Source organism: Paraburkholderia metrosideri, assembly GCF_904848625.1.
In the GTDB taxonomy this organism is placed as follows: Bacteria; Pseudomonadota; Gammaproteobacteria; order Burkholderiales; family Burkholderiaceae; genus Paraburkholderia; species Paraburkholderia metrosideri.
The window spans coordinates 1-14,120 of the sequence record NZ_CAJHCP010000019.1 but is presented as its reverse complement, the minus strand read 5'-3'; the positions used below and the strand labels follow the sequence as shown (position 1 = coordinate 14,120).

At 61.0% G+C, this 14,120-nt stretch carries 13 protein-coding genes; 6 read left to right on the top strand and 7 right to left on the bottom strand.

What is annotated here, in order from left to right; all coding sequences use genetic code 11:
* The first annotated feature begins 475 nt into the window (after nucleotides 1-475).
* Nucleotides 476-1,600, top strand: a complete 1,125-nt coding sequence (locus tag LMG28727_RS30680) for a methyltransferase (RefSeq protein WP_201646090.1) — start codon at nucleotides 476-478, stop codon at nucleotides 1,598-1,600.
* A 236-nt stretch (nucleotides 1,601-1,836) separates the two neighbouring features.
* Here LMG28727_RS30680 and LMG28727_RS30675 read toward each other — a convergent pair whose 3' ends face one another.
* A complete protein-coding gene (locus LMG28727_RS30675) occupies nucleotides 1,837-3,111 on the bottom strand; it encodes a TIGR03862 family flavoprotein (protein ID WP_201646089.1) in 1,275 nt (424 codons plus the stop codon).
* 431 nt (nucleotides 3,112-3,542) lie between these two features.
* Nucleotides 3,543-3,863, bottom strand: coding sequence for a type II toxin-antitoxin system HicA family toxin (locus tag LMG28727_RS30670; protein ID WP_042329129.1), 321 nt, complete (start codon nucleotides 3,861-3,863; stop codon nucleotides 3,543-3,545).
* A gap of 385 nt (nucleotides 3,864-4,248) precedes the next feature.
* Here LMG28727_RS30670 and LMG28727_RS30665 point away from each other — a divergent pair, with 385 nt between their 5' ends.
* Nucleotides 4,249-5,100 (top strand): class I SAM-dependent methyltransferase, encoded by an 852-nt coding sequence (locus LMG28727_RS30665; RefSeq protein ID WP_201646159.1) that lies wholly within the window; start codon nucleotides 4,249-4,251, stop codon nucleotides 5,098-5,100.
* 1 nt (nucleotide 5,101) lies between these two features.
* Here LMG28727_RS30665 and LMG28727_RS30660 read toward each other — a convergent pair whose 3' ends face one another.
* Together LMG28727_RS30660 and LMG28727_RS30655 are read right to left on the bottom strand one after the other, a co-directional pair.
* A complete protein-coding gene (locus LMG28727_RS30660) occupies nucleotides 5,102-5,656 on the bottom strand; it encodes a DUF1415 domain-containing protein (RefSeq protein WP_201646088.1) in 555 nt (184 codons plus the stop codon).
* A gap of 28 nt (nucleotides 5,657-5,684) precedes the next feature.
* A complete protein-coding gene (locus LMG28727_RS30655; protein WP_201646087.1) occupies nucleotides 5,685-6,356 on the bottom strand; it encodes a TetR/AcrR family transcriptional regulator in 672 nt (223 codons plus the stop codon).
* Nucleotides 6,357-6,515: 159 nt separating this feature from the next.
* Here LMG28727_RS30655 and LMG28727_RS30650 point away from each other — a divergent pair, with 159 nt between their 5' ends.
* Entirely contained in the window at nucleotides 6,516-7,799 is a 1,284-nt protein-coding gene (locus LMG28727_RS30650; protein ID WP_201646086.1) for an MFS transporter, read from the top strand.
* A 197-nt stretch (nucleotides 7,800-7,996) separates the two neighbouring features.
* Nucleotides 7,997-8,590: a nitroreductase family protein gene (locus tag LMG28727_RS30645; protein WP_201646085.1), complete on the top strand. Its 594-nt coding sequence runs from the start codon at nucleotides 7,997-7,999 to the stop codon at nucleotides 8,588-8,590.
* A gap of 60 nt (nucleotides 8,591-8,650) precedes the next feature.
* Here LMG28727_RS30645 and LMG28727_RS30640 read toward each other — a convergent pair whose 3' ends face one another.
* Nucleotides 8,651-10,135 carry an MFS transporter gene (locus tag LMG28727_RS30640; protein ID WP_201646084.1) on the bottom strand — a complete coding sequence of 495 codons (1,485 nt, stop codon included), beginning with the start codon at nucleotides 10,133-10,135 and terminating at the stop codon, nucleotides 8,651-8,653.
* Between the two features lie 189 nt (nucleotides 10,136-10,324).
* On the opposite strand from LMG28727_RS30640, the gene LMG28727_RS30635 reads away from it, so the two are divergent.
* Nucleotides 10,325-11,575 (top strand): Hsp70 family protein, encoded by a 1,251-nt coding sequence (locus LMG28727_RS30635; protein WP_201646083.1) that lies wholly within the window; start codon nucleotides 10,325-10,327, stop codon nucleotides 11,573-11,575.
* 124 nt (nucleotides 11,576-11,699) lie between these two features.
* Here the strand turns inward: LMG28727_RS30635 and LMG28727_RS30630 are convergent, their stop codons facing one another.
* On the bottom strand, nucleotides 11,700-11,903 hold the full coding sequence (locus LMG28727_RS30630; RefSeq protein ID WP_060858913.1) for a cold-shock protein: 204 nt from the start codon (nucleotides 11,901-11,903) through the stop codon (nucleotides 11,700-11,702).
* A 431-nt stretch (nucleotides 11,904-12,334) separates the two neighbouring features.
* On the opposite strand from LMG28727_RS30630, the gene LMG28727_RS30625 reads away from it, so the two are divergent.
* Entirely contained in the window at nucleotides 12,335-13,930 is a 1,596-nt protein-coding gene (locus LMG28727_RS30625; RefSeq protein WP_201646082.1) for an APC family permease, read from the top strand.
* Nucleotides 13,931-14,043: 113 nt separating this feature from the next.
* Here LMG28727_RS30625 and LMG28727_RS34875 read toward each other — a convergent pair.
* Nucleotides 14,044-14,120, bottom strand: a 77-nt coding sequence (locus tag LMG28727_RS34875; protein ID WP_407945889.1) for an IS3 family transposase, incomplete at its 5' end; no start/stop codon positions are given.

The following is a 14,120-nucleotide window of genomic DNA, read 5'->3' as shown; positions in this document are numbered from 1 at the left end:
TCAGAAACCCCGTTTTTTATTGGGCGCGTGGGTTGGCATTCAGGTCGGCTGAGGCGGAATTGAGCTGGACGCGATGTTGCGTTGGCGGGATGACCCGTCGCTTTTTTTATGCGTCCGCGACGCTCGCCGAAACCCGTGTATGGCTTGCTGGGCTTCGCTTTCCGGCTTTCTAAAGCGCGCCCGAGGACAGCGCAAAAGCGCCCAACCTCGCACTCACCGGTGAGCCGGATAACGGCCGAAAATCACCATATCTCATTCACCTTGTCGATTGTGGATTTTTTTGTCTACATTCGACGTGTTTTGATGCTTACCTTTAGCCGCCCCGGGCGGCGAATAGCGCACCGCGAATCCGCGCGACAGAGGTACTATTCGGGCGTCAGTCAGCATTGCTACCCAGTACTCCGTCCGGCGGGCAACGCCCCCGACGACGCAACGTCTCATTGCGTCACTTCCGCAACACCGATCCCACCTCATCATGACCAGCCCTGCACTCATTACCTGGCCCGAAGCCGACGGCCCCCGTTCCGCGCGTTGGCGTTCCGAAGCGGCCGTGCCGCCGCCCAGGCGCGTCATCGTTGCCGATGACCGGACCACGGCCGACTCGGCCTACCGTCTCGCCTGCGAAGGCACGGCGCTGCTGTGGAACGGCGATTTTCAGAACGCCCGTCAGCTGTTGCAGGCGGTCACTCGCCGGCTGGAGCGCAAACCACGCAAGCTGGGCGAGACGCCGATCGACGCGTTTAACCTGCATCGTCAGGCGCAGTCGCAACGCGCGCGTACGCTCGGCATGATCCTGATTCCGCTCGATGCCGCGTACGGCATTCCGCTGCGTCGTGCGCCGGAGGTAGCTCAAGCCTGTATCGAAACCTATGGACCGTCCGGCGACGAAGCCTCGGTCGTATCGCTGCGTGAACTGCTGGGCTTGATCGGCGCGCATGAGTGGCGCAAGAAGGGCGTCGAGATTCCCGCGCTTGAAGAGCGGATTCATCCGCACTACGGGGTGTTTTCGCCGGTGCGGGGCGAGTATGTGGATCTGGTCGCGCGCACGCCGCTGCCATCGCTGAATAAGGCGTTCGATATCGGCACGGGCACTGGCGTGCTGGCGGCGCTGCTGGCCAAACGCGGCGTGAAGAAAATCGTTGCGACAGATCAGGATCCGCGAGCGCTTACCTGCGCACGCGAAAACCTCACACGTCTCGGCTACGGTCAGCAAGTCGAGATCGTGAAGGCGGATCTGTTTCCGGAAGGGCGTGCGCCGCTGGTGGTGTGCAATCCGCCGTGGGTGCCGGCTCGCCCCGCGTCGCCTGTCGAATATGCGATCTACGATCCGGAAAGTCGCATGTTGCTCGGCTTCCTGGACGGTCTCGCCGAGCATCTGTCGCCAGGCGGCGAGGGCTGGCTGATCCTGTCGGATTTCGCCGAGCATCTCGGTTTGCGGACACGGGAGTGGTTGCTGGCCGCTATCGAGAAGGCCGGACTTACCGTAGTAGGACGTGAGGACATTCGTCCGCGACACCCAAAGTCGACCGATGAAACCGATGCGCTGCACAAAGCGCGGGTGGCTGAAGTGACGTCGTTGTGGCGGTTGAAGCCGCGGTAAGGGCTAATGCGGTGAGCGACCGACGGTGAGCGCGGCGTTGATTCGTCAGCGCTTGTCGGTGGCTTTTTGCATTGGAGCGTCGCGTGTTTTCGGCTTCGTGCAAAAGTGGCGCAGCTGACCAAAAGAGTTCGCGGACAAGGCGACGAGTCAGTGGCGAAGCGGCAACTGTCGCTTTACACTTTACGTGTGCCGGATGCCGAGCACGCGGCCACGTTGCAACGCTGCCCGCTGTCGCATCACACCGACGCGCCGCGCGCTGTCAGATAATCGACCGCCGCTCTTCCAGCCACCAGCCCGCTGGCAAAACACGCCGTCAACAGATAGCCGCCAGTTGGCGCTTCCCAATCGAGCATTTCTCCCGCGCAAAACACGCCGGGCAGACGCTCGATCATCAATGTTTTATCCAGCGCCTCAAACGGAATACCGCCCGCCGTGCTGATTGCCTCGGCGATGGGTCGCGCGCGCACGAGCCTCACCGGCAGCGCCTTGATCGCGTGCGCTAGGCCGTCCGCATCGGCGAAAGCCTCCTTCGACAAAATCTCGTGCAGCAACGCCAGCTTTACCCCGCCAATTCCGATTCGACCGTGCAGATGACTCGACATCGAACGTGAGCCGCGTGGCCGTGTCACTTCCGCGATCACGCGCTCGAGCGTCAAGCCTGGCGCCAGGTCCAGCGCGATGGTGACCTCGCCGTCGGCGAGAATTCGCTCCCGAATGAGCGCCGACATCGCGTAAATCAGGCTCCCTTCGAGGCCGGTTTCGGTCAAAAGTATTTCACCTTGTCGATTGTGGACTTTTTTGTCCACGTCGGTGACGGTGATCGCCACTGGCTTGACCGGCTCGCCTGCGAAACGCTCGCGCAGATAAGGGCTCCAGTCCGCGTCGAAGCCGCAGTTCGCGGGGCGCAACGGCGTGACCGGCAGGTCGCGCGAGGCCATCAGCGGGACCCAGGCGGCGTCCGATCCGAGGCGCGGCCAGCTTGCACCGCCAAGCGCGAACACCACGGCATCGCAAGTCACGGTTTGTTCGCCTTCCGGTGTCTCGAACGTGAGGGCGTGCGTGGCGGCGTCGCCGGAAGAGGGCGACGCCCAGCCGCTCCACTTGTGCCGCATATGAAACCGCACCCCCGTTTCTCTCAACCGATGCAACCAGGCCCGCAGCATCGGTGCCGCCTTCATATCGGCGGGAAAAACGCGCCCGGAGCTGCCGACGAACGTCTCGACGCCCAGCCCCTGCAACCAGGCCCGCAACGCGTCCGGCCCGAACGCGTCCAGCAACGGCGCGATCTGCGCCCGACGCGCGCCATAGCGGCCGAGAAAAGGGTCCAGCGGTTCCGAATGCGTGATGTTCATCCCGCCTTTGCCCGCCATCAGAAATTTGCGGCCGACAGACGGCATCGCGTCATAGACGTCGACCTGTACGCGTTGTTGAGCCAGCGCCTCGGCTGCCATCAAGCCGGCGGGGCCGCCGCCTATCACGGCGACACGGACGGAATCTAAGGAGGATGACATGCGGACCTGCGAGGTAAGCGGAAGAGGCGGCGCGTTGGCGGGATCGTACGATCGGGCAGCGCGAAGGGCGTTATTTTCACACTGCGGACAGCGCAGGGCAAACACCGCGGGAGGTCGGCGCGCTGCCACGAGTCGACCTCGAATTCGTGCCTGGCTGCGCGGCTCGCCCTTTCATCACCCACGGCGCAGGCAGAACCGTCACTTGACGTGTGCCGAGGCTTCCGCCGCGATTGCCGTGGCCCAGTACAACGCGTCAACCTGCGCACGCGATGCGACCTTCACTGAACGCCGTGTGCTCCAGACGGCACCGACTCTCTCCGGTCGCCAGACAAGACAACGCCGCGACCCACGCCAGCGGCACTTGGCCACCTTTGCAAATCGCGGCGTTATCGCCGTTCTATCTTTATCCGCATCGGCCAGCTAGCCACTTACTAACCGGGGTAGGCCTCATCCACCTTCAACCCGGCCAGCTTGAAAATGACCCGCAGCGTTTGCGGCTTGATATCGCGTCTGGATGCGAGCGTCGTCATGACGAAATCGAGCACTTTCGCGTACTTGAGCATGGTCAGGCAGGTTTCCATATCGACGCTGCCATCGCGCATGACTTCCGCCAGCCGGAGCATTTCAGTGGAGATGTCGCGCGCCATCTCCAGTTCGAGTTGCTGCTTCTCCGACCAGGCAGGCGTCGCCGTGAGCTTCGCCAGCATTTCCTGAAACTTCTGTTCTACGTTTCCGTTGGGTACCGTATCCATTGCCGCCTCTTCTATCATCCGAGCGCGCGTCCGGTTGGTGTCTCGGCGCGCTGCTGGTTACGTAACGTTCGGCCCGTGTTCCTGGACCGCCCTCCCCACATGCATCCGGTTCGCGTGAACATGTCACGGCCGCTAGCCTTTTGTTATCGGCGACATGGCTTGCGCAAACTGGCGTCGCCGCTGCGCAAGCTATCTTCAGCTACTCCCCCGAAACGCCCGCCTATCGCCAATCGAGCAGGAAGTGTTCCAGGTTGACGGCATTTCTTGCATGATCTGCGCGGCTCATTCGGTAAGCTCGCCGCACTTTGGGTAAACTGACAGCAACTTTCCCCTTTATCCGTCATCTGTCGCACGTTCGTACTGCAATTGATGGCGGTCCCCCATGATGTCCAGCAAAACCCACGAAATCCGCCCAAACCAGTCCGTCGAACTCCTGAAGGAACTCCACATCCTCACGCGCGACGGCAAGATGAACCAGGACAGCCGCCGCAAGCTGAAACAGGTCTATCACCTGTTCCAGTTCATCGAGCCGTTGCTCAAAGACCTCAAGGACGAGCAGGGCAATCTGACCCTCGTCGATCACGGCGCGGGTAAGTCATACCTAGGTTTTATCCTCTACGATCTTTTCTTCAAGGAGTTTCAGGACGCTGCAGGTGGGGCTTCGCACATTTACGGCATTGAAACGCGCGAAGACCTCGTTACGAAGTCCGAAGAATTGGCCGCACGGCTCGGATTCAGCGGGATGTCGTTTCTGAATCTGTCGGTGGCGGAGTCGATCACGTCGACTCGCTTGCCCGCGGAAATCGACATCGTGACCGCATTGCACGCGTGCAACACGGCCACCGACGACGCCATCCGCTTCGCGCTCGAAAAGAAGGCGAAGTACATCGTGGTCGTGCCCTGTTGTCAGGCGGAAGTGGCGGGCGTGCTGCGGCAGAACAAGCAGAAGTCGCTGGCGAACGCGTTGACCGAGATCTGGCGGCATCCGCTGCATACGCGGGAGTTTGGTAGCCAGATCACGAATGTGCTGCGCTGTTTGCAACTCGAGGCGCACGGGTATCAGGTCAGCGTGACTGAACTGGTGGGCTGGGAGCATTCGATGAAGAATGAACTCATCATCGCGCAGTACAAGGATTTGCCGCGGCGCCGGCCGGCCGAACGGCTCAATGAAGTGATGGAGACGCTCGGCATCGGTGAGTTGAGGGAGCGGTTTTTTGTCGAGGCGACTGCCGTCTGAGTCAGCGTTTCATCAACTCGTTCCAGCCGGCGAGGCCGATGCGCCGGAGCGTTTCCTGATTGCGTTCGTAAATATCTTCCGCGTCGGGGAACGCCTCGACCGCGCGCTCGATGCTGTCTTCGCGCAGCAGATGCAGAATCGGATAGGGCGCGCGGTTCGTGTAGTTTTCAATGTCGTCCGGCTCGGCGTCTTCGAATTGATACGCCGGATGGAAGCTGGCGATCTGAACGACGCCTTCCAGTCGAAGCTGCCTGATCATCCGATCGGCGAAAAACAGACAGTCGTTGTAGTCGAGGAAATCGCCGAGGGTGCGCGGCAGGATTAACAGCGTGGTGTCGACGGCGTCCGGATCGGCAGCGACCAGCGTCTGAAGCTCGGCTTCGAGATCGGTCAACACGCCTTCCATGTCTACTGCGTCGCTGACGGCGTAGCGAATCTGGCCCTTCACATGCACGGCCTTTGCAAACGGACACAGATTCAGTCCGATCACGGCCTCGGTCAGCCAGTGACGGGTGGCGGCGATAACGGCATCGTGGGATTCAGAAGGCAACGGCATGGCAGGGGCAGCGCTTCGGGAAAAAACGTCATTTTACCGACGTAACTCCCGCTGCCCGCGTTCCACCACGCGTTTCGCCACAGGCCGCTGCGATCAATTGCGCCGCGACTTTCGGCGCGATCTGAATCGGACCGCATCCGGGCCCATAGGTCTGACTGGCCGCGTACACCCCTTCGATCATCAACCCCAGCGCATCAGCCAGCGCTTGCGGATCGTCCGCGCCCGCGGCGGTCGTCAACTCGAATAGCCGCGCCATCAGGCGCTGCTTGTTGCGAAACACGAACTGCCGCGCCGGATGTTCAGGATCGGAAAACTCCACCGCCACGTTCACAAACGGACAGCCGCGATAATCCTCAACCGACGCACGCCTCGCGAGGTCGTCGAAGTACTGCTGAAGCTGCCTGGCGGGGTCGCCCGGGTGTTGGGCGAAACTCTTCTCGACGTAACCGAAGAACTGCTCGTCCTTTTGCTCCAGATACGCCATCACCAATTCGTCTTTCGATGAAAACTGGCGGTACAAACTCATTTTGTTCACGCCGGCCCGCTCGACCACCGCATCGACGCCGACCGTGCGCACCCCTTCGCGATAGAACAATTCGCTCGCCGCCCGCAGCAGATTCTGCTGCGCCTGGGGCCCGGCAGTCTGCGCACCACGCACCCGTCTTGGGTGGGTCGGCTTGAGGGTTTTGCTATCGGACATGGGGCCACCTGAATGGAAAATTGAATTGACGCCTTGACATGTTACCGACCAGTAACTAACATCGCAACCACAATTGTGACTGATCTGTCACAAGTCATTTACGAAAGCCGTAATAATGCAAGCGACGCAGCCTCGGGACAGGCGTCGACGGGAGAATCAATGAACTGGGCAGCGAGACTGATTGGCGGGCGTTTCCACTACGGGTGGTTGACCGTTGCGGTGGTGTTTCTGGTGTTGCTGGCCGCGGCCGGCACGCGCGCCACGCCGAGCGTGATGATGGTGCCGCTCGAGCATCAGTTTGGCTGGAGCCGCGCGACGATCTCGCTCGCGATCTCCGTGAACATCGCGCTTTATGGGCTGATGGGGCCGTTCGCGGCGGCGGCGATGCAGCGCTTTGGTATCCGTCCGACGCTGCTGGCCGCGCTCGGCACGATGGCGGCGGGCGTCGCGCTGTCGTCACTGATGACGCATCCGTGGCAGATGGTGCTGATCTGGGGCGTGATGGTCGGCGGCTCGACGGGGGTGGCAGCGCTGTCGCTGTCGGCGACCGTGGTGACGCGCTGGTTCACTACGCGACGCGGCCTCGTCATGGGCATTCTCACGGCCAGTTCAGCCACCGGCCAACTCGTATTTCTGCCGATGCTGGCTGCCATCGCCGAGCATTACGGCTGGCGGCAGGTCGTGTGGGTCGTCGCGCTCGCGGCGGCGGTGGTGATTCCGCTAGTCGCGTTTCTGCTGCCCGAACGTCCGGCAGATATGAAACTGCGCCCGTATGGCGAGCCGCACGATGCGCCGCAAGCCAGTGCCGTCAACAAACAGAATCCGCTTGCCATCGCCTTCGGTACGCTTGCCATGGCGAGCAAAACGCGTGACTTCTGGCTGCTGTTCTTCAGTTTCTTTATCTGCGGCGCGAGCACCAATGGTTACGTCGGCACCCATCTGATCGCGATGTGCGGCGACTACGGGATGACGGAAGTGCAGGGCGCGTCGCTGCTGGCCGCGATGGGTATCTTCGATCTGTTCGGCACGACGCTGTCGGGCTGGCTGTCGGACCGCTTCAATAGCCGCGTGCTGCTGTTCTGGTACTACGGGCTGCGCGGTTTGTCGCTGATGTATCTGCCGCACGCTTTTGGTATCGACTTCTTTGGTTTGCCGCTATTTGCCGTGTTCTACGGTCTTGACTGGATCGCCACCGTTCCGCCGACCGTGCGTCTCGCGACGGATGTCTACGGCAAGGAGTCGGCTCCTGTTGTATTCGGCTGGATCGTGGCGGGCCATCAGCTCGGCGCGGCGTTCGCGGCGCTCGGTGCCGGCATGTTGCGCGCGAGCCTCGGTACTTACACGGTGGCGTCGATGATTTCGGGGGGCTTGTGTCTGGTCGCAGCGGTGATCGTGTTGCAGATCAACAAGCCGGCCAAGGTGCCGGAGACGCAAGCCGTGTGACACGACGGGCCGCGAGCGCTCCGTGGCGGTGTTAAACGGCTTGAACGATCAACGGCCCCCATACGGGGCCGTTTTCTTTTCCACTCCGTGTCACGACAAACTACCCGCCAGTTGGAGCACGAGCGCCGAAGCCCGGTTATGCTATGTGGCCCCGGGCAGCCGCCCGGTGTTCATGAATTTCGACCCGAGAGAAGCGCATGACCAACAAACCCGCCCCTACCACAGTTGCCATCCACGAGCTGATCGCGGGCCGCTGGAGCCCGCGCGCGTATTCGAGCGAGCCGGTGAGCCGCGAGAATCTGCGTGCCGTGCTCGAAGCGGCTCGCTGGGCGCCGTCTTCGTATAACGCGCAACCGTGGCGTTTTCTCGTATTCGACCGTAGCGTCGATGAAGTCTCGTTCAAGCAGGCCTTCGCCACGCTGGTGCCGTTCAACCAGGGCTGGAATGCACCCGCGCCGGTGCTGATTGCCGTGACTACGCATACGCTCACCAACAAAGGTGAAGTGAATCGCTGCGCGCCTTACGACGCAGGCGCGGCGGCTATGGCGCTGGTGTTGCAGGCGCACGCGCTCGGTCTTGCCGCGCATCAGATGAGCGGCTTCGATCCCAACGCGTTCCGCACGGCCTTCAATCTGCCGAGCGACGTCGAAGTGATCGCAATGATCGCGCTCGGCCATTACGGCGATGTCGACAAGCTCGATCCGGTGCTGCGAGAGCGTGAGAAGTCGGTGCGTCAGCGTTTGCCGCTGGCTGATATTGCTTATGGCGGTGGCTGGAAGAAGGCGCTTTGAGCGGCCGTTTCGAAGGCTGATTGGAAACAGGCAAAATGCGCGGCGCCGACCGCGCGTTTTTTATTCCGCGCCGTCTACGGTATCCGCGACGCTCGATAGCGGTGCCGCCACGCTCTCCAGCGACTTCCGTTCCGCATCCACCCCCCAGATTGCCGCGATGATCGCCGCCGCCAGCATCAGCGCCGAGCCGACCAGATAGCCTGAAAACACCGCACTGCGTTGATGCGTATCGATCAAGCGGCCAAAAAATGCCGGTCCGACGATACCGCCGAGCGCCGTTCCGAACGCGTAGAACACCGCGATCGCCAACGCGCGGATTTCGAGCGGAAACGATTCGCTGACCGTCAGATACGCCGAACTCGCCGCAGCCGACGCGAAGAAGAAAATCACCATCCACGCGATGGTCTGCGTCACCACGGTGAGCAGGTTCTGCTCGAACAGATAGCCGCTCAGCGTCAGCAGGATCGCGGACAGCCCGTAGGTCGTGGCGATCATCTTGCGTCGTCCGATCACATCGAAAAGGCGGCCGAGCAGCAAGGGGCCGAGGAAATTGCCGAGCGCGAACGGCAGCAGATACCAGCCGATGTGGTCGCCCGGCACGTGATAGAAATCGGTGAGCACCAGCGCGTAGGTGAAAAAGATCGCGTTGTAGAAGAACGCCTGCGCGGTCATCAGGCTCAGGCCGACTAACGCGCGCCGGCGGTGGACGTTGAAGAGGGTGTGGAAAACTTCTTTCAACGGTGTGTGGCCGCGAGCCCGCAAACGCAGGCGGGTGAGATGCTGGTCAGAAAGCGTGTGGCCCTCGGCGCGAAACCGCGCTTCAATGCCTTCGACGATGGAACGCGCATCGCGCTCGTCGCCGTGCGTCAGAAGCCAGCGTGGGCTCTCCGGGACCCAGATGCGCATCGGCAGAATTGCCAGGGCCAGTATTGCTCCGATGAAGAAGCATGCCCGCCAGCCCCAGTCGGAAGGCAGCAAATGAGGATCGAGCAGGATCAGCGAGCCCGCTGCGCCGAGCCCCGCGCCGACCCAGAACGTGCCGTTGATCCCAAGGTCGGTCCAGCCGCGCACGCGGGCTGGCGTGAACTCCTGAATGGTCGAGTTGATCGCCGTGTATTCGCCGCCGATGCCCGCACCGGTCAGAAAGCGGAACAGCAGAAAGCTCGCCAGATTCCATGAAAAAGCGGTGGCCGCCGTGGCGGCCAGATAAAGCGCGAGCGTGATGAAAAAGAGTTTCCTCCGACCCAACCGGTCGGTCAGCCAACCAAAACCGAGCGCGCCGAGCACCGCCCCCGCGATGTACGCGCTGCCCGCCAGACCCACGTCAGCGTTGGTAAAGCGCAACGCCGGGCTCGATTTCAACGCGCTCGCCACCGCACCGGCCAGCGTCACCTCCAATCCGTCCAGCAGCCACGTCACGCCCAGCGCCACGACGATCAGCGAGTGAAAGCGGCCCCAGGGCAAGCGGTCGAGGCGCGACGGCAGATCCGTTTCAATCAGGGCAGCACTTTTTTCGTGGACAACGGCGGTAGGCGGCGCGCTCATTGCTGGAAGTCTCCTCAATCAAGAAATTTGGCGGCGTATCCTGTCCAAAAGAGCAATATTCGTTCCGTTGAGCGATCCTTTTGCGTTTATCGCGGCTATTCGGAGGCGTTGGTTGATGCTGATCGAGCTTTCGTGTTACAAAGCCGCTCCCCTTTCTGTCCGCGCCAGCCGTGAGCGGCGATTCCTGCCATGAACTATTGCGCGATTGACTTCGGTACTTCCAACTCGGCCGTAGCCGTGCCTGACGGCGCGCAACTCAAGCTCGCGCCGGTCGAAGGCGCCTATACGACGCTGCCCACCTCCGTCTTCTTCAATACCGACGAAGACACCCGCGAGTTCGGGCGCGCGGCGCTGGCGGCGTACATCGACGGTTTCGACGGCCGTCTGATGCGTTCGATGAAAAGCATTCTCGGCTCGCCGCTCGCCGAGAATTCCACCGATCTCGGTGACGGTACTGCGATCAAGTACACAGATATCATCGCGATCTTCGTCGATCATCTGAAGCGCTCCGCCGAAAAGAGTGCCGGCGGCGCGATCAATCGCGCGGTGCTGGGCCGCCCGGTGTTTTTCGTCGACGACGACCCGCGCGCCGATCTGATGGCGCAGCAGCAGCTTGAGGCCGCTGCGCGCGCGACCGGTTTGCGGGAAATCCACTTTCAGTATGAGCCGATCGCAGCCGCGTTCGATTACGAATCGCATCTGACGGAAGAAGGGCTCGTGCTGGTGGCCGACATCGGCGGCGGTACGTCGGACTTTTCGCTGGTGCGCGTGGGGCCCGAGCGGATGAAGCGCGTTGAGCGCAAGGAAGACGTGCTGGCGCACCACGGCGTGCACGTTGCCGGCACGGACTTCGACCGCCGCGTCGAACTGGCGACGATCCTGCGCGAACTCGGCTATCAAACGCTGGATTCGGAAGGGCGCGAAATCCCGAACCGGATTTACTTCGATCTGGCCACCTGGCACCTGATCAACACGGTCTACGCGCCGAAGCGCGTCAGCGAACTCACGCTAATGCGTCATCTGTTCACTGAGACCCGGCATCACGACCGTCTGATGCGCGTCGTGGAGCGCCGTCTTGGGCACGCTTTGGCGGCGCATGCGGAAGAAGCGAAGATCGGTGTGGCGGCGGGCGGCGAGACCTTGATCGATCTCGACGAAGTGGAAGACGACCTGCGCCTCGCATTCGACGAAGCACAACTGATCAAGGCCGGTCAGGACGAAACGCTGCGCATCGTACAGGCGGCGCGCGATACGGTTCAGGCAGCGGGCGTCGCGGCCCGCGACGTCGACGCTATTTACTTCACCGGCGGCTCAACCGGCCTCGCGTTTTTGTCGGGCGCATTGGCGGCGGCGTTCCCGGATGCGAAAGCGGTATTCGGCGATCGACTCGCCAGCGTTGCAACAGGACTTGGTATTCACGCACGCCGTATCTTCGGATAAACCCGAAACTAATCAATCGCATATCGCGAAGATAATCACCGCATTCAAATCGATTCAATTGCAATGGATATAAAAAAACCCCGCCTTGGCGGGGTTTTTTGCGTCCAGAAGGAAGCTTGCCTGCTTACGCCGGCTTGATGTTAGCAGCTTGCTTGCCCTTCGGGCCCGTCTTGACTTCAAACGTAACCTTTTGGTTTTCTTGCAGCGTCTTGAAGCCTTCCGTGCGGATTTCCGAGAAATGCGCAAACAGATCTTCGCCACCGCCGTCCGGCGTGATGAAGCCAAAGCCCTTTGCGTCATTGAACCACTTGACGGTACCGGTTTCCATATTACTTGTTCCTAAAGATGGTAAATAAGGCCGAAGCCCAGAAAGTGCATGAAAATCAAGGAAGGGGGTAATGGGACAACCGGAGTACCGTTGATGGGCGACCTACGAAAGACCAATTCACTCGCCGCTTGAAATCCTGCCCGGACGTTATACGGCCATTTTGAGAGAAGGTCAACAGTCTCCCGAGATCTTTACGAATATTTGACGAATGGCGCGAAAGTTGCTTACAAATCTTGCTGCCTCTCCAGAATTTTCTCAGGGAGAACCCTTGGTTTCGCTGCAACGAGACGGTGCAACCGTTAAACTACGCGCCGCGCGTCGGTTGCACCTGATTAGAATGGAACCCGTCGCGCATGCATGCGCGTCACCCCGTCTCCAGCGCCACAAGCGATGCCACGCGGTGCCGACATGGTTCTGAAACAGGAGAATACGTGAAAAGTTCTATACAACGGAACATCGGGCCATTCGCGCTGATGCTGACCGGCCTCGGCTCCATCATTGGGTCGGGCTGGCTGTTCGGCGCGTGGAAGGCCGCAAAAATTGCAGGTCCTGCTTCCATTTGTGCGTGGATTATCGGTGCGGTCGTGATTCTCGCGATTGCGTTGACCTATGCCGAACTCGGCGCGATGTTCCCGGAATCAGGCGGCATGGTGCGTTACGCGCGCTATTCGCATGGTGCGCTGGTGGGTTTCATCAGCGCGTGGGCCAACTGGATTGCCATTGTCTCGGTGATTCCAATCGAGGCTGAAGCATCCATTCAATATATGAGTACCTGGCCATATCCATGGGCTCATGCGCTATTCGTGAATGGATCATTAACGACTAACGGGTTATTACTCTCCGCGGGTCTTGTGATCATTTACTTCCTGCTGAACTACTGGGGCGTGAAGTTGTTTGCGCGCGCCAATTCGGCGATCACGATCTTCAAGTTCCTGATTCCCGGCGCGACGATCCTCGGCTTGATGCTGACGGGTTTCCACAAGGAAAACTTCGGTGAAGCGAGCAGTTTCGCGCCGTATGGCTGGTCGTCGGTATTCACTGCGGTTGCGACCAGCGGCATCGTGTTCGCATTCAACGGCTTTCAGAGCCCGATCAACCTCGCGGGTGAAGCGCGTAATCCGGCCAAGAGCGTGCCGTTCGCGGTGATCGGCTCGATCCTGCTGGCTCTCGTGATCTACGTGCTGCTGCAGATCGCGTATATCGGCGCGGTGAACCCGACCGACGTGATGAAGGGCTGGAGCCACTTCAACTTCGCTTCGCCGTTCGCGGAACTCGCGATCGCGCTGAACCTGAACTGGCTCGCGATCCTGCTGTACGTCGACGCATTCGTCAGCCCGAGCGGTACGGGTACGACGTACATGGCGACCACGACCCGCATGATCTACGCGATGGAGCGCAACAACACGATGCCGAAGATGTTCGGCAACGTGCACCCGTTCTACGGCGTGCCGCGTCAGGCGATGTGGTTCAACCTGCTGGTGTCGTTCATTTTCCTGTTCTTCTTCCGCGGCTGGAGCTCGCTCGCGGCGGTGATTTCGGTGGCGACCGTGATCTCGTACCTGACGGGTCCGATCAGCTTGATGGCGCTGCGCCGCGCGGCGACGGACCTTGAGCGTCCGCTGCATATCGTCGGCATGAAGGTGATTGCACCGTTCGCGTTCACTTGCGCGTCGCTGATCCTGTACTGGGCAAAGTGGCCGCTCACCGGCGAAATCATTCTGCTGATGGTCGTCGCATTGCCGGTGTACTTCTACTTTCAGGCGAAGTCGGGTTTTGCCGGCTGGGGCCGCGATCTGAAGGCCGCATGGTGGCTGGTCGCGTATCTGCCGGTGATGGCGGTGCTGTCGCTGATCGGCAGCAAGGAGTTTGGCGGTTTCGGCATCCTGCCGTACGGCTGGGACATGCTGGTGGTGATCGCGTTCGCGCTGGTGTTCTACTACTGGGGCGTGAGCAGCGGTTATCGCTCGGACTACCTGGAAGAACGCCAGACGCACGACGAAGTGCTCGAAGGCATGGGCGCACATTAACGTGCTGTGCTGAATGCTGATAGCCGGATCCTGGTTGGGTCCGGCGTATTGAAAAAAGCCCGCCTGAGTTTGCGCTCAGCTGAACCGACCCCGCAAAGTTGGACAGTTGTTGGCTAATGCCGTGAGGGCTGGGTTCTGTACATCACAGGACTCAGCCCTTTCAGCTTGAGCTTGATGCGGTGGTGATTGT